This window comes from Yoonia sediminilitoris (assembly GCF_003058085.1).
Lineage (GTDB): Bacteria > Pseudomonadota > Alphaproteobacteria > Rhodobacterales > Rhodobacteraceae > Yoonia > Yoonia sediminilitoris.
This window is the reverse complement of sequence record NZ_QBUD01000019.1, coordinates 1-23,185: the sequence shown is the minus strand read 5'-3', so window position 1 is coordinate 23,185 and position 23,185 is coordinate 1. Positions and strand designations below refer to the sequence as shown.

Genomic DNA, 23,185 nt, shown 5'->3' with positions numbered 1-23,185 from the left:
TCTTGAAATTGGCTTTTGTCGATGGATCGTTTCAAATCAAGTCCAGTGCAACTATTGTCCTACGGCGCCTTCTGCAAGCGTCTAAACATCGCTCGGGCCATCTCCTTCGTCCGACTTGCTTCGCCTGCCAGATTTTCCAACTTATAGATTTGTGCGTAATAGAATCTCGATTCTAATCCGCTCTTGAGGCCCTGCTGAACGTCGCTTGTCGACGATACCTTTTAGACGTCGAATGGCACTTCGGACTAGATGACCTGCATCTTGCGCTACGAGACCGTCCAGCTTGCCGTCGCGAAGCGCATTTTCAGTAAAGGGCGTGCGTTCGTGTGCGACCTTGATCAAATCTTGCGGGAGTTGAAGAGTGTCGAGTATCTGAAGCGGAACACGCGCTTCGGAAGACATCACATAAATCCCGACAATATCTGCGTTTGCAGAAAGTGTAGCTTTCAGGATTTGCTCCGCGCGTTCTTCGTTCCCATAGGTTTCAAGAGACGGCAAAGCGCTCAACTCAGGGAAGTGAGTATTGATTTCTTGGTCAAACCCAAGCCGACGTTCCATACTATCGCGCGAGGTCATGCTTTCTGAAATCACAACCACGGAACCACTTTTCCCACGCAACGATTGCCCGATAAGCAGCGCAGCTGTGGCACCGGCCGAGCTATTATCGATGCCGACCCAGTCTGCGTTAAGGGGCGCTTGGTTTGAAATGAAGGGCAGGGCGGCGATGTTGCGTTCTTTTAGACGGATGATGGCATCGCGGACCTGCGGTGTTTCTTGCGCCATAATGGCGACACCTGATACGTCCTCAGATGTAAGTGAACTTAGATAGGCGCTGATGCTGTGCGGGTCATTGTCGTCGATATGATGAACATCGCACCAGATGCGATCTGCGGCGAAAACATCGATGGCTTCCTCGATCTTTGCGACGATTTCCTGAAGGAATTGATCTCCTGATTTCGGCAGCGCGAAAACAAACCGATAGCTTTGTGATTTGGCAAGATTTGCGGCCTGAACATTGCGGACGAATCCCAATTCCTCGATAGCCTTATTTACGCGATCAACGGTATCTTTGCGCACACCTTCACGTCTGTTTAGGACGCGATCCACCGTCGCACGACTGACCCCCGCAGCCTTGGCAAGGTCTTTTGTCGTCGGGTGCAGAAGCGGTTTTTGAAGCATACGGTTTTGAATTTTTATCATTTTTTCAGGCTCTTGAGTGCCGTCCAGGTCAACTTTTCCGGTAGCGGCTGCAAGTGGTTTAGCAGAAGTTGACGCACGTGTCTCAACAAAAAGCTTGATTTGAGGCACGTGTCTCATTAGCACTTTGAGCATCAAAGCCGTGGCTAGGGGGTCCGGCTTAATGACTTTCTGGGAGGAAGCATCCAATGAAAAAGAATTTAATGATGACGGCTGCCGCGGGTGCCGTGATGATGTCCGGCTTTTCAAGCGCTGCGGTCGCCGAAGACCTGACGCTTTGCTGGGCCGCATGGGATCCAGCAAACTCGCTTATCGAGCTAAGCAAAGATTTTGAGGCTCAGTCCGGACACAACATGAGCTTTGAGTTTGTGCCATGGCCAAGTTTTGCAGACCGTATGTTGAACGAGTTGAACTCGGGTGGTCAGCTGTGTGATTTGATGATTGGCGACAGCCAATGGATCGGCGCGGGCGCAGAAAACGGCCACTACGTGAAGCTAAACGACTTTTTTGACGCCAACGCGATCACAATGGATGATTTCATCCCGGCAACCGTGACCGGCTATGCCGAGTGGCCCAAGAACACACCAAACTACTATGCTTTGCCGGCCTTTGGTGACGTGGTGGGTTGGACCTACCGCAAAGACTGGTTTGAGCGCCCCGAGCTTCAGGCTGAATTCCAAGAAACCTATGGCCGCGCATTGGGTGTGCCAAACTCGTTGGAAGAGTTGAAAGACATCGGCCAATTCTTCCAGGGCCGGGACATCGACGGCACAACGGTTTACGGAGCTGCAATCTACACCGAACGTGGGTCCGAAGGCATCACAATGGGTGTGACGAATGCCCTGTATAACTATGGTTTTCTTTATGAAAACCCCGATCAGCCCTACGACCTTGAAGGATTTGTGAATTCTGAGGGCGCGATTGCTGGCTTGGAATTCTACAAAGAGCTTTATGACACAACAGTGCCTCCGGGATCTTCGAATTGGTACATGGGCGAAAACATCGATGCTTACCGTTCTGGTCAGGTCGCGATGCAGATGAACTTTGCGTTCATTTGGCCGGGTGTTGAAGCTGACGAAAACGTGGGCGGGGGAAAATCTGGGTACTTCCCGAATCCAGCCGGACCGGCGGGTCAGTTTGCACAGCTTGGCGGACAGGGCATTTCGGTTGTGGCCTATTCGGAAAAGCAGGACGCAGCGCTCGAATACATCCAGTGGTTTGCACAGCCACAGATCCAGGCCAAATGGTGGGAACTGGGCGGTTACTCAGCTTTGAAGGCGGTTGTTGAAGACCCCGGATTTGCGACCAGCCAGCCATATGCACAGACCTTCCTCGACTCGATGGCAATCGTAAAAGACTTCTGGGCAGAGCCTGCTTACGCAGACCTTTTGCTGCCAATGCAAGAGCGCGTTCACAACTTTGTTGTGGCAGGCGAGGGCACAGCGAAAGAGGCGCTTGATGGCCTTGTTCGCGATTGGGTCGAAGTCTTTGAGGACGAAGGCAAGCTTTAAACGCCTCCCTTTCGGGCGGATGAACTTGCGCCCGAAAACAATTTCCTTCCCGGTTGAATGCCAATCGGCGTTGCCGGGAAGGCCCTTCTAGATCAATGCCCCATGACCGTGCCTTTGGGCAGCGGCTTGGAAAGGACTGACAAATGACTGGCAGCCCCATCGACACACTAGCTGACAAAACGCCCGCAAACGTGGCGCGCAAAATCAAGGGTCTGTCGGACAGAACGATTGCCTGGATTTTCGTAGCACCCACGATCTTTTTGCTGCTGGCGGTGAACATCTTTCCGCTGATCTGGACGATCCGCCTGAGCTTTACAAATTATCGGGTGAACCGCCCGAACCGCGATGTCGAGTGGGTTGGACTTCGCAATTACGAGCGCATTTTGAACGACCCTGACATTTGGAACACAATGCAGGCGACGGCGCATTTCCTGATCTGGACGATTGTTCTGCAGGTGCTGATCGGCTTCACACTGGCGTATCTGATCAACAAGAAATTCAAAGGCAACGATCTTTGGACGACGATCATCGTCTTTCCGATGATGCTGTCTCCGGCTGTGGTCGGCAACTTCTGGACCTTCCTTTACCAGCCGCAGATTGGCTTGTTTAACTATGCGGTGACTTTTCTTACAGGGGGCGATCCGGCCAGTTTCTCGATGATTGGCGATGTGCATCTTGCCCCATGGGCGATTGTCATCGCGGATACGTGGATGTGGACGCCCTTTGTGATGCTGATCTGCTTAGCTGGGCTACGTTCAATCCCTGACAGTATTTATGAAGCGGCGGAATGTGACCGGGCCAGCAAGTGGCGTCAGTTCTGGACAATCACCATCCCGATGGCACTGCCGTTTCTGATGTTGGCTGTGCTGTTCCGCGGGATCGAAAATTTCAAAATGTTCGACCTTGTCGTGCAACTGACAGGTGGCGGGCCGGGGAACACCACTACGCTCACCTCAATCGACCTCAAACGCGAAGCCTTTGAGAAATGGCGCACGGGCTATTCTTCGGCCTACGCGGTCATTTTGTTTGTCACGGTGTTCGGGCTTGCCTCGATCTACGTCAAAGCGCTTAACAAGGTGAAAGAAAGATGAGCTTTTCAGTTACTGAGCCGTCAAACGGCACCAAGTGGTTTGCTGGCATTGCCGTGATCGCCTATGCGGTCATGACGCTTATCCCGCTGCTTTGGATCATTGCGACCGGGTTCAAATCCCCCACAGATTCTATCGCCTATCCGCCCGTCGTGGTGTTTGAGCCTACACTGGAGGGCTATGTGAACCTGTTCACAGATCGCACCCGTGCGACAGCTCAGATGCTGGAAGAGGCGGGGCCACCACAAACGTGGTACGATGAGATTGCGCGCGAACGTGGCACGGTGATCAGTGGACCCTCGCGCTATGGCGAACGGTTCTTAAATTCGGTCATTATCGGTTTCGGCTCGACTTTGCTTTGCATGGTGCTGGGCACGATGGCGGCCTATGCGTTCAGTCGCTTCAAAGTGCCGCTCAAGGATGACTTGCTGTTTTTCATCCTCTCGACACGGATGATGCCGCCAATCGCTGTGGCGATCCCGATCTTTTTGATGTTCCGCAATTTGGGGCTGAACGACACGCATTTGGGGATGATCCTTCTTTATACAGCCGTAAACCTTTCATTGTCGGTTTGGTTGCTGAAAGGGTTCATCGACGAAATCCCGACCGAGTATGAAGAAGCGGCTCTGATCGATGGCTACACCCGCTTTCAGGCGTTTTACAAAGTTGTGCTGCCACAGGCGGCGACCGGCATCGCGTCAACTGCGATCTTCTGTTTGATCTTTGCTTGGAACGAATACGCCTTCGCGGTGTTGCTAACCTCGGGCACGGCCCAAACAGCACCACCTTTCATTCCCAATATCATCGGGGTCAACGGCAAGGATTGGCCAGCAGTTGCGGCAGGTGCGACGATCTTCCTTGTCCCTGTCATGGTCTTCACGGTCTTGTTGCGCAAACACCTGTTGCGCGGGATCACATTCGGAGCGGTGCGCAAATGAGTGATTTTATCAATGGCCTGTTGCGGCTGCGCCGTGGTCCGTGGGAAATGGTTGCCTCGATCCTGATCGCGGTGGGCGTGGTGATGCTGATGCAGCCATTTGTTCTAAGCGTTTACACCTATTCGTTCATTGTCACCCTTGTTGGCACGGTGATGTTCATCATCGTCAGCCACTTCCCGGAGTAAGCGCATGGCTCAAATTAGAATTGAAAACGTGCGCAAAGACTTTGGTAGCTTCACCGCTGTACAGTCTTCAAGCTTTACCATCGAAGACGGCGAATTCTTCATGCTGCTTGGGCCTTCGGGCTGTGGCAAGACGACGACGCTGCGCATGATGGCCGGGCTGGAACTGCCGACCAAGGGCGAGATTTACATCGACGGCGAAGAAGTTGGCATGAAGCCTGCCAGTCAGCGCGACATTGCTTTCGTGTTCCAGATGTTTGCGCTTTATCCGCATATGAACGTGCGCAAGAACATTAGTTATCCGCTGAAAAGTCAGGGGATGCCGGGAGCAGCGGTCAAACAAAAGGTGGGCGAGATTGCCGAAATCCTAGGCATCACCGATATTCTGGATCGCCCAGTTGGTGGTTTGTCGGGGGGGGACCGTCAGCGTGTTGCTTTGGGACGTGCGATTGTGCGGGATCCAAAAGCGTTCTTTATGGACGAACCCTTAGGCGCGTTGGACGCTGAGTTTCGTGAACATATGTCTGAAGAGCTACGCGCGCTGCATGATCGCATGAACGCGACGACTGTCTATGTTACGCACGATCAGTTAGAAGCCATGCAAATGGGCGACAAAATTGTTGTTATGAACCACGGTGTTGTTGAACAGTTTGGCGTGCCGCAAAATATCTATGACTGGCCCGCAACAAAGTTTGTCGCTCAGTTCATCGGCTCGCCCCCGATGAACTTTCTTGATTTTCACGGGATGGCAGGGGCGGGCGCAACGTCTGTATCCTTTGGCGGCAACACCTTTGACATCCCTCGTCTGATTGACGGCGAAAGCGGTGATCTGACCTTTGGTGTCCGCCCAGAACATATCCGGCTGGACGACGGCGCGTCTTATCGGGGTGAGGTGGTTGCGGTTGAATATTTGGGGACCACCCAGATCATCACGCTTAACACCGCCAACGGCCCGGTAAAGGTACGGGCCGCATCATCGCAGTTGGCAAGGGTCGGCGAGAAAACCGGCCTAGCGTTCGATCCACGTACCGTCACGATCTTTAACGCAGACACGGGGCGGGCTTTGAAAAACGAAGCAAATGTGGGGGTGCTGACCAATGGCTGATGTGAATTTAACCGGTGTCTCAAAGACCTTTGGCGAGGATATCGCGCTTGAAAACCTGACCATGACGGTGCCTGATGGGTCTTTCGTCGTGCTGCTTGGGCCGACCGGGGCGGGCAAGACAACGACGCTGCGCATGGTGTCGGGGCTTGATAAACCTGACAGCGGAAGCGTCAGCATTGGCGGGCAAGACATGTCGGGCATGACACCTGCTCAGCGCGATGTAGCGATGGTGTTCCAGCAATACTCGCTTTATCCGCATCTATCGGTGCGCGAGAATCTTGAATTCCCGCTAAAATCGCCCGTTTTGCGGACGCCGAAACCTGAGATCGACCGCAAAGTTGGCGAGGTCGCCGAAGTTTTGCAGATCAGCCACAAGCTGGACAACAAAGCGACTGAATTGTCCGGTGGCGAGATGCAGCGCGTTTCTATCGGGCGCGCACTGGTGCGCAATCCATCGGTCTATCTGATGGACGAACCGTTAAGCTCGCTGGATGCGAAACTGCGCTCGGATTTGCGGGTGGAGTTAAAAAGCATTCAGGCGAATTCTGGTGCGACCCTGCTTTACGTGACGCATGACCAGATCGAAGCCATGACAATGGCCACCCATGTTGGCGTGTTGGACAACGGGCGCCTAGTCCAGTTTGGCAGCCCGCGCGAGATTTACGAAAACCCTGTCAGCGTTTACGCCGCCAGTCGTTTAGGCCAGCCGCGTATCAATGTGCTGCCTGCGGAGATCTTTGGCGGCGCTCCTGCAAGTGCCAAGACAATTGGGCTAAGGCCAGAACATATTGTGCAGGGCGAGGGCGAAGACAGCATGGTAAAACGGGTCGAACATCTGGGCGATCAGACGCGCCTGCATCTGTCGTTCAAAGACCAAGAGCTGATTACCGTCACTGATGCTCACACCCAACTTAAGCACGGTGATATCGTGAAAATTCGGCCAGAAAATCCATATTACTTCGACGCTGCTGGCGCACGCGTTGCATGACCGGGGGGAAAAGATGAAGCATTTTACCAACAACAAAGAAGACATCGTGACCGATGCCATTGATGGCACGATTGCAGCCTCGGGCGGTACATTGACCCGGCTTGATGGGTACCCGCATATCCGGGTGGTTGTGCGCAGCGATTGGGACAAGTCCAAGGTTGCTTTGGTCACTGGCGGTGGGTCCGGTCACGAACCAGCACACGTTGGCTTTGTCGGGCAGGGGATGTTGACGGCGGCAGTTTGCGGCGATGTCTTTGCGTCTCCTTCGGTTGATGCAGTGCTGGCTGGTATCTTGGCGGTCACCGGTCCTGCGGGCTGTTTGCTTATCGTCAAGAATTATACTGGCGATCGGTTAAACTTTGGACTTGCAGCTGAAAGGGCACGCGCTTTTGGGCTCAAAGTAAGTATGGTCATCGTTGATGACGATGTCGCTCTTCCTGATCTGCCTCAAGCGCGCGGGCTTGCTGGAACACTGTTTGTTCATAAGATCGCGGGTGCGATGGCAGAGAACGGAGCGAACCTTGAAGCCTGCACCTTGGCCGCAGAACGGGTCATCAAAGCGAGTCGCAGCATCGGCATGTCACTGGACACTTGCATAGTGCCGGGTTCCCTCAAGGAAGACCGAATTCCTCCGGGTATGGCCGAATTGGGATTGGGCATTCACGGCGAAGCTGGCGTCGAACAGGTCGCGTCAAAGGGTGCTAAAGACGCGATGGCGCAAGTCGTTGAAAGACTGGCGGCCACCATGCCAAAAACGCCTCATGTGGCCCTTGTGAACAATCTTGGTGGGTCTTCGGTACTTGAGATGTCTGTACTGACAAACGATCTTTTCGCAACCGCCATTGGCGACAATATCAAGCTTTTGATTGGCCCGGATGCAATGATGACGGCGCTTGATATGCATGGATTCTCTGTGTCGGTGATGGAGCTGTCAGACGGCGATGACGCGCTACTGAAGCACCCTGTGGCCGTACCGGGTTGGCCAGGCTGCACAACAGTTCAAACACCTAATACGGTGCCGTTGCCAGATGGGCTTTCGCCCATCCGTGCCCCCGCCTCGCCGCACGCATCAACTAAGACTTTTATTACCGAATGCTGCAAAGTTCTGATTGCCGCTGAAGACGATCTGAATTTACTGGATGCCAAATCGGGTGATGGAGACACAGGGTCGACGTTGGCTACGGCCGCGCGCGCACTTATCGAGGCAATGGACAGCCTGCCGCTTGCCGATCACACACAGCTTTACCGTGCGATTGGGCTAGAGCTCAGCCAAACGATGGGGGGATCATCCGGTGTTTTGCTGGCGATTTTCTTTGCGGCGGCAGGGGACGCTTCATCTTCTGGGCTGCCAATGCGTGAATCTTTGATTGCTGGGTTGGATCGTATGCGGCAAATCGGGGGAGCAAACCCAGGTGACAGAACTATGATTGACGCACTTGCGCCTGCTCTGGAAGGCCTCAAGGGCGGTTTGCGACCCGCAGCTGACGCAGCTCGCAAAGGAGCGAAATATACGGCAACTCTGACGCAAGCAAAAGCTGGGCGCGCTACTTACATCAATGCCGATCAATTGGAAGGGCACGTGGATCCTGGTGCAGAAGCAGTTGCGCTTTTGTTCGAGCATCTTGCTGGAACGTAGAGCGCAAGTTTTTTTGACTCCGACGAATTGTATCTTTGGCCATTCCTATGCCTGAAATTCAATTGATTTGGATGTTAGGGCAGGCATTCGCTGCGAAACAGAAAATTGCAAACTGGGCTCTTCTGTAGCATTCGCTGCATAAGCCACGAGTGGCCGGTTCAAGAAGTATCGCCTTTCGCTGCGCTGCGCGCAAACTTGTAAGATGCGGACAATCCGGACTTGCGCAGGTGCGGCTATTGCTGATGCAGCATTTGCTCGCATGTGCGGCACCAATTCCGCTGCGGAGCAACATAACAGATGGTGTCAAAGCGATCATTCAAACCGCTCTTTCGCAACGTGGCCAATGTACGCAAAGGGAGCATATTAAGCGGACTCGGGCAGTTGGAGCTATTTCTTACGCAGCATTCATTTGCATTTGCGGCAGCGTCTCCACCATTCCATCGTTGATGCCATCATAGCCGCCAGTCAGTTCAAGTTCGACATCCGTTTTGGCGCTGGCTCGACCGTCATCCACGCTGGACGTTCCACTTCACGCCGACCTCAAGCTTCTGGCTGAACGCGGTAGAAGGCTTCTTCGCCAAGCTCTCGCGCCGCCGACTGAAACACGGCGTGTTCCATTCGCTCGTTGATCTTCAGGCCGCCATCAACCGCTTCATCGCCGAACACAACGAAACCGAGGCAAAGCCATTCATCTGGCGCGCTGATCCCGACGAAATCATCGCCGCCCGAAACAGAGGGTTCCAAGCGTTGGAGACAATCCACTAGCGCTACGACGCAGCATTACCAGACCGTGCCTTCGATGCAGCAATGAAATCCGCCGCTCGGCGAGGAGTGGCGTCGAACAAATCGAGTTGATAGGTTCGTTATTAGAATGGGCTGTATGAGGTTCATGCATTTGGGAATCGAATGAGACCCTGGTCTCTCGAATGGAAAATCTACGATAGGTTGGACACCATCGGGAATTCCAAAGTGGATATTTGGCGGCCTCGCCAAGCTATCGAAAGCTCCCAATTGAATGAAAATTTGTCGAGACCATGAAGGGACACCTTTTTCTTTGCTTTCCTGTCCAACTGGCCCTACTTTTCTGCCCGAATTATGCCGCTTGCATCTCAGTCAGCAAAGGTATTGTGGACATTTCTTAGCCATTTGGCTGCATAGACCTCTGCAATTTCCTGCCAAGACGCAGAAATCTCAATCAGGTGATGAACCGGTTCTTCCCGATCTTGGACTAGCAACGCCGCGCCGACACTTGTACCGGTCGTGTTACGAGAGTAGATGATCGGGCATTTGCAAAAAATAGCTAACGCTTGAAGTAGTGTCGCGTTTCGCGCGAACGGTCCTTCGATATGAATTGCACCGTTATGGCCGATCATCGCAAGTTGTTGATCAATCATGAGGGCCAAATATAGCGCTACTGCTGCGGTACGGCGCCCACTACCGAGTTCGGGCTCGTCGCCAACCCATCTATGTGTCTGGCCTTGAAAGGGCCCGCTATCTGGCACGACCGCTGGCATCAGCATCACGCCATCGGCCAAAACGCTCTTGACGTCCGCTTCCGTTGGTTCCGAAAATTGGCCTGAAATCAAGATGTCATGCTCGCGCCCGCCCATAAAGCGGGCAGACGGCACCGGATCGCCGAATGCATTGACGTTGATCAAAGTGTCTTTTGCGGGGTCCAGTGTCGGTATCGTGCTGCCAACCGCCATCGTAATGACCCATGTGCCCGTGGACACTACGCTGAACGGCGCAATTGTGTTTACGAGCTTGGCATAGAGTGACGCGTTTGAATCGTGGATACCGCAATAGACCGGCGTGGTTTCGGGCAGTCCTGTTTCCTGGGCGACCTCGTGCAACAAGTGGCCCAACATATCAGATGGTTTGCGCACAGGCGCAAAAAGCGTCTCGATACCCAAAGTTTTCGGAAGATCAGAAAAAGCCCGCATATGGGGGTTCCACAAGTCTGTGTGGCACCCCAGAGACGTCACATCGACAGCGCCTTTACCCGTCAGCATATGGCCCCAGAATTGCGGATAGGTCACGATCTGCGCGGTCCGCGCCTTTAGGCTAGGATCAGTGGCAAACATCCAGTGCAACTGTGCCCCAAGGTTAAGGCCCATAGGCAAGCGCGGGGACCCTGTTTGTTCGAACGCAGGGCGCAGTTGATCGTAGTCTGACGCCAATGCGTCAGGCCCAGTATGCTCGTAGTCTAGGACAGGCGCGGCCAAGGCCCCATCGGCATCCAATAGTGCGCAACAGGCGCCATGGGTCGTCGTGGTGATGGCCTTGATTCCATATTGCGCATGAAATTCTCGCAGTCCGGCCTTCAAGAATTGCCAATGTCCGTCAATGTCGAAATGCGGCCATGGCGGACTGGGGAGAACGGTGTTTGGGCGTGTAATGACCGCGATCTCTTCGAGTTGATCCGCAGAAACTAACGCCAATTTGACGTTTGTTTTGCCTATATCTATGACCGCTATGTTTGAGCGCATTGATTGTCCTCCCGTTGCGGCTTCGATCCCGCGCCACTTGTTATGACAAAGCATAAGCCCTCGCATTCGATCAAACACATACACATAATGATCTCCGAGATCTCTTTTTGTTGACCGGCTCAGCCTGAATGCCGCAAGGCAGTTTCAACGCCGAGATTTTGGGAGGATATGGCATGTCAACCGATGTTGAGATTAACTTGCTGGACAATCGCTGGGATGCGTCTGTTGCATCCGGGATGAGCGAATCCGAGTTGCTTCTGTATCGTTCGAACGTATTGGGTTCCGATAAACGCGTCACCAACTACGGTGGCGGCAACACTTCCGCAAAAGTGTTGGAGATTGATCCGCTGACCGGTGAAGCGACCGAGGTTCTTTGGGTCAAAGGCTCTGGCGGTGACATTGGGTCCATCAAAATGGACGGCTTTGCGACGCTGTATATGGACAAGCTTCAGGCGCTGAAATCGCTTTATCGCGGAGTGGAGTTTGAGGATGAGATGGTAGGCTATCTGCCGCATTGTACCTTTAAGCTGAACCCGCGCGCGGCTTCGATAGATACGCCGTTGCATGCCTATGTGCCCCGCAAACATGTGGATCACGTCCATGCCGATGCGATTATTGCAATTGCGGCCTCGAAAAACTCCAAAGATCTGACGCAAGAGATTTTTGGCGACAAGATCGGTTGGTTGCCATGGAAGAAGCCGGGCTATGAATTGGGTCTTTGGTTGGATAAATTCTGCCGTGAAAACCCTGATGCGGATGGCGTTGTTCTGGAAAGCCATGGTCTGTTCACTTGGGCTGACGACGCCAAAGCCTGTTATGACATGACGATTAACGTCATCAATCAGGCGACCGAGTGGCTGGCGCAAAAATCCGAAGGCGTTGCCGTCTTTGGTGGAGCCAAGCATGAGAGCTTGGACGTGGACGCTCGTCGCGCTGTAGCAGCGAGTCTGATGCCCGCCATTCGCGGATTTGTCGGCGGCAACCAGCATATGGTCGGCCATTTCAATGACAGCGATGCGGTTTTGGAATTTGTGAATAGTCAGAACATGGAGCCTTTGGCGGCTCTTGGCACGTCTTGCCCCGACCATTTCCTGCGCACAAAAATCCGCCCTCTCGTTGTCGACTTTGATCCGGCCAAAGGCAATCTGGATGAGGTGATGGAAGGTCTGCCAGCGCAGATCGCTACTTATCGCGACGACTATGCGGCCTATTACGAGCGGTGCAAGCACGACAATAGTCCGGCACTGCGTGACCCCAATGCAGTGGTTTATTTGGTGCCCGGCGTTGGTATGATTACCTTTGCTAAGGACAAGGCGACAGCTCGGATCGGTGGCGAGTTCTACGTCAATGCCATCAACGTGATGCGTGGTGCGTCAGCTGTGTCGGAATATGTTGGCCTGCCAGAGCAAGAAGCATTCGATATCGAATATTGGTTGCTGGAAGAGGCTAAGCTGCAGCGCATGCCCAAGCCCAAATCTCTAGCGGGCCGTGTGGCGCTGGTGACTGGTGGCGCTGGCGGAATTGGTACGGCGACAGCGATCAAATACCTGTCCGAAGGTGCCTGTGTCATGCTGGTCGATATCAACGCTGATGGGCTTGCCACAACGGTCGAGGCATTGGCCGCGCAGTTTGGTGGCGATGTGGTGCGCAGCGTTGAGATGAATGTCACGGATGAGGGTGCCGTCGCTGCGGCCATGGCGGAGACATCTGTGGAATTTGGTGGGCTTGATATTCTGGTGTCCAATGCCGGGATCGCGTCGTCCGCGCCGGTTGAAGAAACCTCGCTGGCGTTGTGGTCCAAGAATTTGGACATTCTGAGCACCGGGTATTTCCTTGTCAGCCGCGAAGCGTTCAAGCTGATGCGCGTGCAGGATATGGGCGGTGCGATTGTCTTTGTGGCCTCCAAAAACGGCCTTGCGGCTTCGCCTAACGCTTCGGCCTATTGCACAGCCAAAGCCTCTGAAATCCATCTGGCCCGCTGCCTCGCGCTGGAAGGCGCAGAAGGCGGCATTCGTGTCAACGTCGTGAACCCGGATGCGGTTTTGCGGGGATCGAAGATTTGGGAAGGCGAGTGGCTGGACCAACGCGCAGGCACCTATGGGACCGACAAAGAAGGTCTTGAGGAAATGTACCGTCAGCGGTCGATGCTGAAGCGGTCCGTTCTGCCAGAAGATATTGCAGAGGCGGCATTCTTCCTCGCATCTGACCTGTCGGCCAAATCGACAGGTAACATCATCAACGTAGATGCGGGCAACAAAGAAGCCTTCACCCGGTGATCCTCCCAGCGGGTGGGGTTGGCCACGGCTGACCCCGCCAGCAAATTTCACAACCGGCGCAACTGAGGAGAGCGCCTAAGGCCTTGGCCAGGCAACAAATGGACGGACAACGTTTCGTGGAACGGGAGGACCATACCAATGAGCTATGATACTGCAAAAGCACAATATGCCGAATGGGGCGTCGATGCGGATGCTGCGATAGAGGCCACGCTAAAAATCGCCATTTCGATGCATTGTTGGCAGGGCGACGATGTGGTTGGATTCGAAAAGCGCTCTGGTTCATCCGGCGGCGGCATTCAGGCAACGGGCAATCACCCTGGCCGGGCTCGCACGCCTGATGAGCTGCGAGCGGATCTAGAGTTTGCCTATTCCATGATCCCAGGGGCACATCGTCTGAACCTGCATGCGATCTATTTGGATACGGATAAAACGCCTGACCGTGACGAAATCGAATACAGCCATTTCGCCCCTTGGGTCGATTGGGCCAAGGCGCAAGGGGTTGGACTGGACTTCAACCCAACCTTTTTTGCCCATGCCAAGGCTGACGATAACCTGACGCTCAGCCATCCTGACGAGGGAGTCCGCGATTTCTGGATTGAGCATGGTAAGCGAAGCCGCGAGATTGCAAATCAGATCGGAGACGAGCTGGGCAGCCCTTGCGTCAACAACATCTGGGTGCCCGATGGGTATAAAGATACGCCGATTGACCGCATGGCGGCGCGGTCTCGGCTGGAACTGTCGCTCGACAAGGTCATCAAAGAAGATCAGCCAAAAATGCGCGACGCGGTTGAAAGCAAACTCTTTGGTATCGGGGTCGAAGCCTGCACCGTCGGCAGCCATGAGTTCTACATGGGCTACGCGATCCGTCGCGGAATTGCGCTCTGCCTCGATATGGGTCACTTCCACCCAACTGAGAATGTGGCCGACAAGCTGTCATCTGTCGCTTTGTCCGTTGATGAAATCCTGCTCCATGTCAGTCGCCCAATGCGGTGGGACAGTGACCATGTGATCTTGCAGAATGATGATGTTCTGCAGATAGCGCAGGAACTGGTCAGTGCCGACCTGCTAGGGCGGACCTATATAGGGCTCGATTTCTTTGATGCGACGATCAGCCGGACAGCGGCTTGGGTCATCGGTGTGCGCAATATGCAAAAGGCTCTTTTGCGCGCCTTCTTGATGCCCTTGGGGTCTTTGCGCAGGGCGGAGGAGAGCATGGATTTCACAACCCGCCTGACCATGACCGAAGAAATCAAAGATTTGCCATTCGGCGCGGTCTGGACAGAGCTGTGCGCTCGGACGGAACGACCTGCAGGGATGAACCTGATTGGCGCACTTGATGCCTATCAGGCTTCGGTCGCTGGGCGTAGGTGATCTGCGCCGCGGTGATCAAAATTTGCATGGGTCCGGTCATTTAGGCCTGACCTGACGCAGTATCCTAAAATGAAATGCCCGCGCAGTCCGGCTTTGCAGCTGTGATCAAGTCTCGCGCGGCGCGGGAGGAGATAACATGGCAAAAATCACAAAAGCACCGATGAAAGTCGGTCTCTTCGGTATCGGATTGGATGCGTACTGGCCTCAGTTTGAGGGTCTGAAAGAGCGTTTGAAATCCTATGTCGGCGTTGTTGAAAATAAGCTGGCGCGCGATGACGTTGAGGTCGTAAATTTGGGCCTTATCGACACGCCGGAGAAGGCCGTGCAAGCAGGTCATGATTTTCGTGCCGCCGATGTCGATGTTATATTTCTTTACGTGACCACCTACGCGCTGTCATCGACGGTATTGCCGGTAGTGCGTCGCGCCGGTATTCCGGTCATTATCCTGAACCTGCAGCCCGTCGCCGCAATTGACTACACTGCATTTAATGCACTTGGAAACCGCACGCAGATGACGGGCGAGTGGTTGGCGCATTGTGCCTCTTGCCCAGTGCCTGAAATTGCAAATGTCTTCACGCGGGCGGGCATCGACTTTCACCAGATCACCGGGGTTCTTGAGGGCGACGCCCATGTGGATGCTGAAATCGAGGATTGGATTGAAGCGGCCCGCGTTGGCCATGTCATGGCCCATAACAAACTGGGTGTCATGGGCCGCTACTACAACGGCATGCTCGATATCTATTCTGATATGGCGTTACAATCTGCGGCCTTTGGTACGGTCATTGAGATCGTTGAAATCGACGAACTGGCAGCGATACGGTCTAAACTGACTGACGCGCAAGTCGATGCGGCTCTGGCGCAGATCAAGGATGAATTCGATGTCCAATCCGATTGTAGCGAAGCCGAATTGCGTCGCGCGGCGTCCACGGCGGCCGCCCTCTTTGAATTGGTCGATCGGCACGGTCTGGGGTCGATGGCATATTACTATGAATCCACACCGGGCACCGTTCACGAAGACATCATCACCTCGGTCATTCTGGGCTGTTCCATGCTGACGGCATCGGGCGTTCCGATTGCGGGCGAGTACGAGGTCAAGAACGCACAAGCCATGAAGATCATGGACAGCTTTGGCGCAGGTGGATCATTCACCGAATACTATTGCATGGACTTCAACGAAGACCTCGTCTTGATGGGGCATGATGGTCCTGGGCATACACAAATTGCTGAAGGCAAGACCAAAGTGCGCCCGTTGGAGGTGTATCATGGCAAGGTTGGAGCAGGTGTTAGCGTCGAGATGAGCGTGAAGCACGGCCCAGTAACTTGTTTGTCGGTTTTGGAGATAGGTGGAAAAGTGTCTTTGCTGGTGGCTGAGGGCGAGTCGGTGCCTGGCACGACGCTTGAGATCGGAAACACAAATAGCCGTTACAGTTTCCCTATTGGCGCTCGCAAATTTGTTGAGGATTGGAATGCTGCTGCGCCTGCGCATCATTGCGCAGTGGGCGTTGGCCACATCGCCAGCAGAATCGAAAAACTCGGAGCGCTTTTGGGGCTTGAAGTTATTCGGGTTTGCTGACTGAGCCAGCTGACGCAATATCTGGGCGTGTCCGCCACTCTGTTGGCGGGCAGCCCACAATCTTTCTAAATTGATTAGAGAAATGGAATCCCGAACTATAGCCTAGTTGGGCCGCAATCCCCTTGATGGACAGGTCGGTGTTGTCCAGTAGATCTTTGGCTTTGTGGATGCGCATTTCGGTCTGATAGTCTTTCATCGACATACCAGTGTTGACCCGAAACGTGCGCCGCAAGTTCGAATAGCTGACATTGAGGGCGTCAGCGATGTCTTCCATCGGGCGATTGTCCGCACATCGTTCCAAGAGCATCATCCTCACCGTGTTCACGATCCGGTTCGTGCTATTCTCACTTGCATTTCGCGGTCCTGCCAAAATGGCCAATAGCTTAAGACCAAGCATCGACAACACCGGTTGATTGCCAACGGCGTCCTTCGCTGCCAATGCATGGATTTCTGCAAATGTTGCCTCTATCGCGGCAATGTCAGGGTTCCGAAACACAGGGCGACGGCGATCCAGGATGCCGGAATTGACCGCCATATCGAAGGCTGTTCCTTTACATTCCACCCAGTGTTCTGTCCAGCCGACCGACAGCTCAGGTGCATAGCGATGCCAAACGTTTGGAAAAAGAATAAAGACGCTGCCAGAGGGTATATCCTGTATTCCCTCTTGTCGGCCAAGCTCCGCTCGACCGCGCCCGTTTTCAATGTAAACAATTTGATATGCTTGAAGAATTCGGCCTCGGTTCCGGCCAAAAAGGTGATCCTCTGGGTGGGTCTGCGCGGGATACTGCGCGTTTTTTTCGACCTTCGTATAGCCAGCCGATTGCAGGGTGCAGCCCAAAGTGTGGCATAGCCTGCTTTCGGGTATGTAACAAAAGTAGTCTCTTTGAGGTAGGTGAATCATGTCATTTTCTTCATGGTGTGCGCTGCCGACTCCGAACAATTTTTATCGCATTCCTGCAAAAACACCATGTATTTCCGTATATTGGGCACTGTTTGGAGGACTTTCTTGCTTTGGCCCTACTTTTGCAAGGAGAAGGAAGGTTATCATTTTTTATATCTTTTTGGGCAGAAACTCAACGTGCTATGCAGGTAAGGTGACCATGGAGGATGTCCCCTAACACGGGGACAACAAGAACACTTCAGGGAGGAACCAAAGAATGAAGAAACTACTCTTGTCCGCAGCAGCGGCGGCAGCGTTTATGGCTGCTGTGCCAGCTCATGCTGATTTCATGGGCTACGATCCGGCCAGTCATGATGGATCGATGTTTGCCGCAGATGATCTGATGGCGATGGTCAAGGCTGCAATGGAGGTGACCCCGCCGCGCAATGGCGAAAACTATGTCATCGGCTTTGCCAACCTGCAGCGTGACATTCCATTCTGCGCGCTGGTCGAACAAGGCATTCTTGAGAATGCGGAAGCCGCTGGGATCGAAGTCGTTGTTGCTGACAACCGCCTTGATGGCGCGACCGCTTTGACGAATGCTGAAAGCTTCATCAATCGCAACGTTGATTTTGTCATCGAATTCCAGACGGATGCGGAATTTGGTGCGGTTATCATGAACAAGATGAACCAGGAGGGCATTCCCGTTGTGGCCATCGACATCCCGATGCCTGAGGCTGGCTTTTTCGGCGTGAATAACCCCCGTGCTGGCTTCATGGGCGGCTCTTACCTCGCGCAAGCCGCTGTTGCCCGCTACGGCATGGAAGCTGTGATGAACGGCTATTTCATCGAAGGTGAATTGCCGCAATCCGGCCCGATCCCTGCGATGCGTACAGGTGGTCAGGTCGCGGGTTTCAAGGCTGCACTGCCTGATTTCCCCGAGAATCAAATCCTGACCTTCGACAGCAAGAATACGCTGGAAGAAAGCTTCACGCAGACTAACAACCTGTTGAGCCGAATTCCCGAAGGTGTGCCGATCATGGGTACGGCGATCAATGATCAGGCGACAACAGGCATCCTGCGCGCAGCGCAACAAGATGGCCGCGAAATGATCACGGTTGTTGGCTTGGGTGGCGACGAGGGTGAAACCCTAGCCAATGAGGCCGATTTCGTAGCCGCTGTTGGGTCGTTCCCAGAGCGCTATGGCAATTCGCTGATCCCAATGGCGATGGCGACTTTGGCTGGTGAAGATTTGCCGGACGCAGTGCTGATCAACCACACCATGGTGACGCCTGCGAATATCTGCGAATTCAACACAGAGGTCGCCTGTCAGGACGTTGAGGTGATTGATTACTCCTTCCCCGAGGAAGGTTTCCTTGCCCACCTTGAGGCGCTGCGGAGCGATCCGTCGCTGGCGGATGTGCAAAATCTGATCCCAGCACAATAAATCCAAAATGAAAAAAGAACCGCGCGGCCGATGCGCCGCGCGGTTTTTTGATGATGTTACGTGCACTATGGTTTTACGGCACGAAAGGACACGGAATGACTGCTCTCTCTCCCCGTCTGCAAATGCAGAACATCAAAAAAAGTTTCGGGCCTGTGCAGGTCCTCAATGGGGTCTCCATGGATGTTATGCCGGGCGAGATCGTTGCGCTATTGGGGTCCAATGGCGCTGGCAAGTCCACTCTGATGAAAATTTTGACGGCGAATTACAGCAAGAATGCTGGCGATATTCGCGTCAACGACCAACTGGTCGATTTCCAGACACCGCGCGATGCGTCACGGGTCGGTATCCGATTTCTGCCGCAGGAAATTTCTGTTTTTCCTGAGCTAACAATTGCGGAAAATATTTGTATGTCCGCCGAAAGCACAGGGCCGGTTAACTGGTCCGATATGGCCAGCCGGGCCGAGCTGGTTCTGGACGATCTTGGCTTTGGTCAGCTTGACCCGCAAACACTTGTGAATGACCTGCCGGTTGCCGAGCGCCGGATCATCGAGATCGCCCGCGCGCTGGAAGGCCAAGCCGATATCTTGGTGATGGACGAGCCAACAGCCTCACTCTCCGAACAGGAAAGTGAGCAGATTTTTATCATTCTAAGACGCCTTAAAGAACGCGGCACCTCGATAGTGTATATCTCGCATTACCTTAAGGAAGTGTTCGAGATTTCAGATCGCATCGTCGTGTTGCGCGATGGTTTGAACTCAGGGGAGTTTGACCCCCATAAGGCCGAGGTCTCTGAGGTCGTCAGCGCCATGTTGGGCAAGGTTTCGGGGTCGATGTTTGAAGACAGGCCACCTTTGCCAGAACAGTCAGACGTGGTTCTGTCCTGCTCTGGCCTGACGCAGCCTGGCGTCATCGAAAATGTCTGCTTTGAGCTGCGCACAGGCGAGATCATGGGGGTCTTTGGCCTCATCGGTTCCGGCGTAGAAGTGCTAGGACGGTTGATCTTCGGCGCTGAAGGGCGCCCTGAGGCAGGCAGTCTCATGCTGAATGGCGCAGCCTACACGCCCATAAGCCCACTCAAAGGCAAACAGGCCGGGATCGGCTTTGTCACGGCTGAGCGCAAGACCGACGGTATCATGGCCGATATGAGCGTGCGCGAGAACCTCGTCGCCGCCTTCCAAGCCGACTTTGGCGGGAAAATGCTGACGTCTCCGGCGCGTGAAAATGAACATACGACAGATTGGATTGACCGTTTAGGGATCAAAACGGCTGGCCCCGAACAGGCGATCCGTTTCCTGTCGGGGGGCAATCAGCAGAAGGTCTGCGTGGCCCGTTGGCTTAACCCCAAGGTCAAGGTTTTGATCCTTGAGGAACCCACGCGCGGCGTCGATGTCGGCGCGCGCAAAGATATCTACAGGCAACTCGTCGCCTTTGCCCGCGAGGGGTTGGCGATTTTGGTCCTGTCATCCGATGTCGAAGAAATCGCAGGCTTGTCGGATCGATCCATGGTGATCGACCGAGGCCGCATCATCGAAACATTCGAGGCTGGGGCAGCGCCAAGTGACCTTATGTCTGCCTCCGCCCAGCCGTCATAAGAGGTCCGTCTGATGTCTCAATCCGCTCAAACCAACAGTCTCGTGAAACGCCTCTTCGGAGGCTCCGGCGTAGGCACTACAGTCCTGATCTTGCTGGTGTTTTATGTCCTTCTGCTGGTCGTGTTCTCGTTCTTGTCTCCGTTCTTCATGACGGTTCGGAATATGACGTCGATCAGTTCAAACATCGCCCTGATCGGACTGATGGCCGCTGCTGGAACTCCGCTGATTATCGCCGGGGGGCTTGATCTCTCGGTTGCAGCGGTTGCGGGGCTGACAGGTGTGATTATTGCCTTATTGCATGCCGCGGGCATTCCAATTTGGTTCGCGGTTTTGGCAGCCATTGCGGTCGCCGTAGTGGTTGGGATCGTGAATGGGATACTGGCAACCTACCTGCGCCTGAACCCCCTGATTGTCACCTTGGCGACCATGTCGATTGTGACTGGGGTCTCGTTGATCTTGACCGGCGGCCTAAGCAAACCGCTTTTGGTCGACGGCTTTAACTGGGTTGGGCAGGGGCGTATCGCGGGCATACCTGTCCCAGCGCTTTTGATGTTGACAGTCTACATCGGCCTTTGGCTGATGATGCAAAAGACTCACTTCGGGCGTTACGCTTTTGCAGTCGGGGGTAACCCCGATGCCAGCCGCCTGATCGGTCTGCCCGTAGATCGCACGCAAATCACGCTCTATGTTATGTCGGCTGTGTCGGGTGCCCTTGCAGGAACGGTCCTCGCAGCTATGCTCGGCGCGGCTGCCCCGAATGCGGCAGGTCCGCATCTTTTGACCGTCATTGCGGCTATCATTCTGGGCGGAACTTCACTTCAAGGAGGGCGAGGGTCGGTCTGGGGCACATTGGTCGCCGTGCTTATCCTTGGGACCTTAAACAACGGCCTAACCTTGATGAATGTCACCAGCTTCTGGCAAGACGTGACACGCGGCGTGGTGCTTATTCTGGCCGTCGGCTTTGACGGCTTGCGCCAACGCATGGCTTAAGGAGGCGGCTCATGGAAAAGATTGCCTTCCGCATGCGCTTGAACCCCGGCCAGAAGGAGGAATACCAGAAGCGTCACGATGACATCTGGCCCGAGCTGGTCGCCTTGCTGAAAGACGCGGGCATCCAAGACTATTCCATTCATTTGGACGAAGAAACCAACCTGCTTTTCGGAGTGTTTTGGCGCAAGCCAGACCATAAAATGGACGCACTGCCCGCCCATCATGTAATGCAACGCTGGTGGACGCATATGTCCGATATCATGGAGTCCCACCCATCTGGGGAACCTGTGGTTGCCCCGCTGGAGACGATGTTTCATTTGCGCTGAGGATCGCAACTGCCGCTTGTGCAAATCTCCGCTTAATTAGGACCGTTTGCGATGCTGGCGCCGAAGCGAGAAGGCGTAGGAACTAATGGTTTTGTGGGTGTTACGAGAATTAGGTTCACCCAAAACAAGTGGTGATCTAGAATAACTTTCTCTGGCTGAGCTAGCTGCGCCAGCAAAAGACGGGTTTGTCCGCGCCTTGATCCTTGCTCAAAAGATCCTCGTCGCGCGGTGTTTCAATAGCAGCTTTTCTAGCCGCAGTGCCGCATAGATTTCTTCGCTCAAACAGCAATTTCCGTGCTGCGAGCGCGCGCAGCGAAGAATTGCAAGGTCTCCCTTGGGCTCAAACCCGTCGTTAGCTGCTGCTTGGACAGATGTCTGCAAAGCGGACAAACCTGACTCGTGGATATCAGTGGCAGATATTGCCAATGCGACCTGTTCCTATCCATCACCGTTCTCAAGCCATGTCCGTGCCCGAGTTTCTGGGACCAGATTGCTAAGTTGATTGTGATATAGTTCGATCTCTTCCTCGGTGAGCTTGCCTTCCCATTTGTTCGAGCTGGCAGAATCAAAGAAACCGGCATCAGATTTCCAGTATCCTGTGCCCGCTACGGGTGCATAGTTCGCAGCCTTTGCCTTCATCGCGCCAAAGGCGGTGGCTTCGGTCACAGCGTCGAGCAATGCGGCATCTGCGTCAATTTCAGCCGCTTTGGCAAGCCTTTCCACGGTGGCCCGCCCGTCTCGTATCATGTCAGAATAGTGAAACAATCTGAAGTCAGGCACTCTGCCCGAGAGTGCTGTTTTCGCGTAGTGTTCGGTAAATGCCGCGAGCGTGTCCCGGTCGCAATCATTAATGTCTGACGGACCCTCGAGGAATGCCCGTATCGAACGCGGAATGGGCATGAGCATCGGGTGGTCGGCCTTTCGATCCTTCACATTTTCGGCGTGTTTGCGCAGCGAAAAGAAAACGTCGAGCGGATGGCGGTAAACCGCAATGACAATGACGTCCTGCCATACAGGGAAGCCATCGGCAGGCGTGTGCGTCTTGACGACCCGCCGTCCCTTCTGTGTTGAGAGCGCGGTCGCGACGTCGTTGGCTGGAACTCCCAAATCGGCATCGACCCAAGGCGACAGAACGGGAACCCTTTCGGGAAGGTCCGGTCCTCCGTGAACGAGCATGGTAAGGATCGTTTGGGTCCAGGTCGTGCCGCATTTCGCAGGCGTGCAGACAAGAATATCACCTTTGCGCGGCGCCCAAGCGTTCCAGCGGTCGGGATCAGTAGTATCGCCACGATAAGTTCGGGATGCAGGTGCGAGGATGGAGGCGTCTGTCGTCATGTTTGTATCGACTCCTACTTTGCGAACTATTGAAAGCTCTGTCATTATCCTTAGCAATTAAAATAGCATAGTGTCCAATCAGGGCTAATTCTGTTGAAAAACTCTTCCTTGATCGGCGTCGCATTCGCTGATTCAATTCCTTTAGGGATTGGGGGATTTTGCGATAATGGGACTGAAGCAGGAAGCACAGGCGGCGCTGTTCTATGAGTTCTCGCTAGAGGATCATGTCCCACAAGATCATCTGCTGCGGTCGATTGATCG

Annotated in this window: 18 protein-coding genes and 1 pseudogene; 15 read left to right on the top strand and 4 right to left on the bottom strand. The window is 54.2% G+C overall.

Annotated elements, in window-relative coordinates:
• Window positions 1-141: 141 nt before the first annotated feature.
• Window positions 142-1,308, bottom strand: a complete 1,167-nt coding sequence (locus C8N45_RS21110) for a LacI family DNA-binding transcriptional regulator (RefSeq protein ID WP_309499319.1) — start codon at window positions 1,306-1,308, stop codon at window positions 142-144.
• A 77-nt stretch (window positions 1,309-1,385) separates the two neighbouring features.
• Here C8N45_RS21110 and C8N45_RS21105 point away from each other — a divergent pair, with 77 nt between their 5' ends.
• The 8 genes and pseudogenes from C8N45_RS21105 to C8N45_RS21070 form a co-directional block, all read left to right on the top strand.
• Window positions 1,386-2,708: an ABC transporter substrate-binding protein gene (locus C8N45_RS21105; RefSeq protein WP_108388719.1), complete on the top strand. Its 1,323-nt coding sequence runs from the start codon at window positions 1,386-1,388 to the stop codon at window positions 2,706-2,708.
• Between the two features lie 143 nt (window positions 2,709-2,851).
• Entirely contained in the window at window positions 2,852-3,799 is a 948-nt protein-coding gene (locus C8N45_RS21100) for a carbohydrate ABC transporter permease (RefSeq protein WP_108388717.1), read from the top strand.
• Entirely contained in the window at window positions 3,796-4,734 is a 939-nt protein-coding gene (locus C8N45_RS21095) for a carbohydrate ABC transporter permease (RefSeq protein ID WP_108388715.1), read from the top strand. Before C8N45_RS21100 ends, C8N45_RS21095 begins: the two co-directional genes overlap by 4 nt.
• Window positions 4,731-4,919 (top strand): hypothetical protein, encoded by a 189-nt coding sequence (locus tag C8N45_RS21090; protein ID WP_108388713.1) that lies wholly within the window; start codon window positions 4,731-4,733, stop codon window positions 4,917-4,919. The genes C8N45_RS21095 and C8N45_RS21090 overlap by 4 nt, the downstream gene beginning before the upstream one ends.
• Window positions 4,920-4,923: 4 nt before the next feature.
• Window positions 4,924-6,021 carry an ABC transporter ATP-binding protein gene (locus C8N45_RS21085; protein WP_108388711.1) on the top strand — a complete coding sequence of 366 codons (1,098 nt, stop codon included), beginning with the start codon at window positions 4,924-4,926 and terminating at the stop codon, window positions 6,019-6,021.
• The gene (locus C8N45_RS21080; protein WP_108388709.1) at window positions 6,014-7,009 is read left to right on the top strand and encodes an ABC transporter ATP-binding protein; all 996 of its coding nucleotides are present in this window, start codon (window positions 6,014-6,016) and stop codon (window positions 7,007-7,009) included. Before C8N45_RS21085 ends, C8N45_RS21080 begins: the two co-directional genes overlap by 8 nt.
• Before the next feature lie 13 nt (window positions 7,010-7,022).
• Entirely contained in the window at window positions 7,023-8,645 is a 1,623-nt protein-coding gene (locus C8N45_RS21075; protein ID WP_108388776.1) for a dihydroxyacetone kinase subunit DhaK, read from the top strand.
• A gap of 495 nt (window positions 8,646-9,140) precedes the next feature.
• Window positions 9,141-9,410 (top strand): annotated as a pseudogene (locus C8N45_RS21070) (IS630 family transposase); the annotation flags it as partial.
• A gap of 344 nt (window positions 9,411-9,754) precedes the next feature.
• Here C8N45_RS21070 and C8N45_RS21065 read toward each other — a convergent pair.
• Window positions 9,755-11,134: an FGGY-family carbohydrate kinase gene (locus C8N45_RS21065; protein ID WP_108388774.1), complete on the bottom strand. Its 1,380-nt coding sequence runs from the start codon at window positions 11,132-11,134 to the stop codon at window positions 9,755-9,757.
• Between the two features lie 173 nt (window positions 11,135-11,307).
• On the opposite strand from C8N45_RS21065, the gene C8N45_RS21060 reads away from it, so the two are divergent.
• From C8N45_RS21060 to C8N45_RS21050, 3 genes are all read left to right on the top strand, one after another.
• Window positions 11,308-13,410 carry a bifunctional rhamnulose-1-phosphate aldolase/short-chain dehydrogenase gene (locus tag C8N45_RS21060; RefSeq protein WP_108388772.1) on the top strand — a complete coding sequence of 701 codons (2,103 nt, stop codon included), beginning with the start codon at window positions 11,308-11,310 and terminating at the stop codon, window positions 13,408-13,410.
• Window positions 13,411-13,548: 138 nt separating this feature from the next.
• Window positions 13,549-14,781 carry an L-rhamnose isomerase gene (locus C8N45_RS21055; protein ID WP_108388707.1) on the top strand — a complete coding sequence of 411 codons (1,233 nt, stop codon included), beginning with the start codon at window positions 13,549-13,551 and terminating at the stop codon, window positions 14,779-14,781.
• Between the two features lie 136 nt (window positions 14,782-14,917).
• Window positions 14,918-16,354 (top strand): arabinose isomerase, encoded by a 1,437-nt coding sequence (locus C8N45_RS21050; RefSeq protein WP_245882789.1) that lies wholly within the window; start codon window positions 14,918-14,920, stop codon window positions 16,352-16,354.
• Here C8N45_RS21050 and C8N45_RS21045 read toward each other — a convergent pair.
• Window positions 16,338-17,255 carry an AraC family transcriptional regulator gene (locus C8N45_RS21045; RefSeq protein ID WP_108388768.1) on the bottom strand — a complete coding sequence of 306 codons (918 nt, stop codon included), beginning with the start codon at window positions 17,253-17,255 and terminating at the stop codon, window positions 16,338-16,340. The two genes, C8N45_RS21050 and C8N45_RS21045, sit on opposite strands and share 17 nt — an antisense overlap.
• A 256-nt stretch (window positions 17,256-17,511) precedes the next feature.
• Here C8N45_RS21045 and C8N45_RS21040 point away from each other — a divergent pair, with 256 nt between their 5' ends.
• The 4 genes from C8N45_RS21040 (at window position 17,512) to rhaM (ending at window position 21,589) form a co-directional block, all read left to right on the top strand.
• The gene (locus tag C8N45_RS21040) at window positions 17,512-18,681 is read left to right on the top strand and encodes a sugar ABC transporter substrate-binding protein (protein WP_108388705.1); all 1,170 of its coding nucleotides are present in this window, start codon (window positions 17,512-17,514) and stop codon (window positions 18,679-18,681) included.
• Between the two features lie 95 nt (window positions 18,682-18,776).
• A complete protein-coding gene (locus C8N45_RS21035) occupies window positions 18,777-20,273 on the top strand; it encodes a sugar ABC transporter ATP-binding protein (protein ID WP_108388702.1) in 1,497 nt (498 codons plus the stop codon).
• Window positions 20,274-20,285: 12 nt separating this feature from the next.
• Window positions 20,286-21,263 (top strand): ABC transporter permease, encoded by a 978-nt coding sequence (locus C8N45_RS21030; RefSeq protein ID WP_108388700.1) that lies wholly within the window; start codon window positions 20,286-20,288, stop codon window positions 21,261-21,263.
• Window positions 21,264-21,274: 11 nt separating this feature from the next.
• Complete coding sequence (gene rhaM / locus C8N45_RS21025; RefSeq protein ID WP_108388698.1) at window positions 21,275-21,589, top strand: L-rhamnose mutarotase; 315 nt, start codon at window positions 21,275-21,277, stop codon at window positions 21,587-21,589.
• Window positions 21,590-22,027: 438 nt separating this feature from the next.
• Here the strand turns inward: rhaM and C8N45_RS21020 are convergent, their stop codons facing one another.
• Window positions 22,028-22,924 (bottom strand): sulfotransferase domain-containing protein, encoded by an 897-nt coding sequence (locus C8N45_RS21020; protein ID WP_168769550.1) that lies wholly within the window; start codon window positions 22,922-22,924, stop codon window positions 22,028-22,030.
• Window positions 22,925-23,185: the final 261 nt, after the last annotated feature.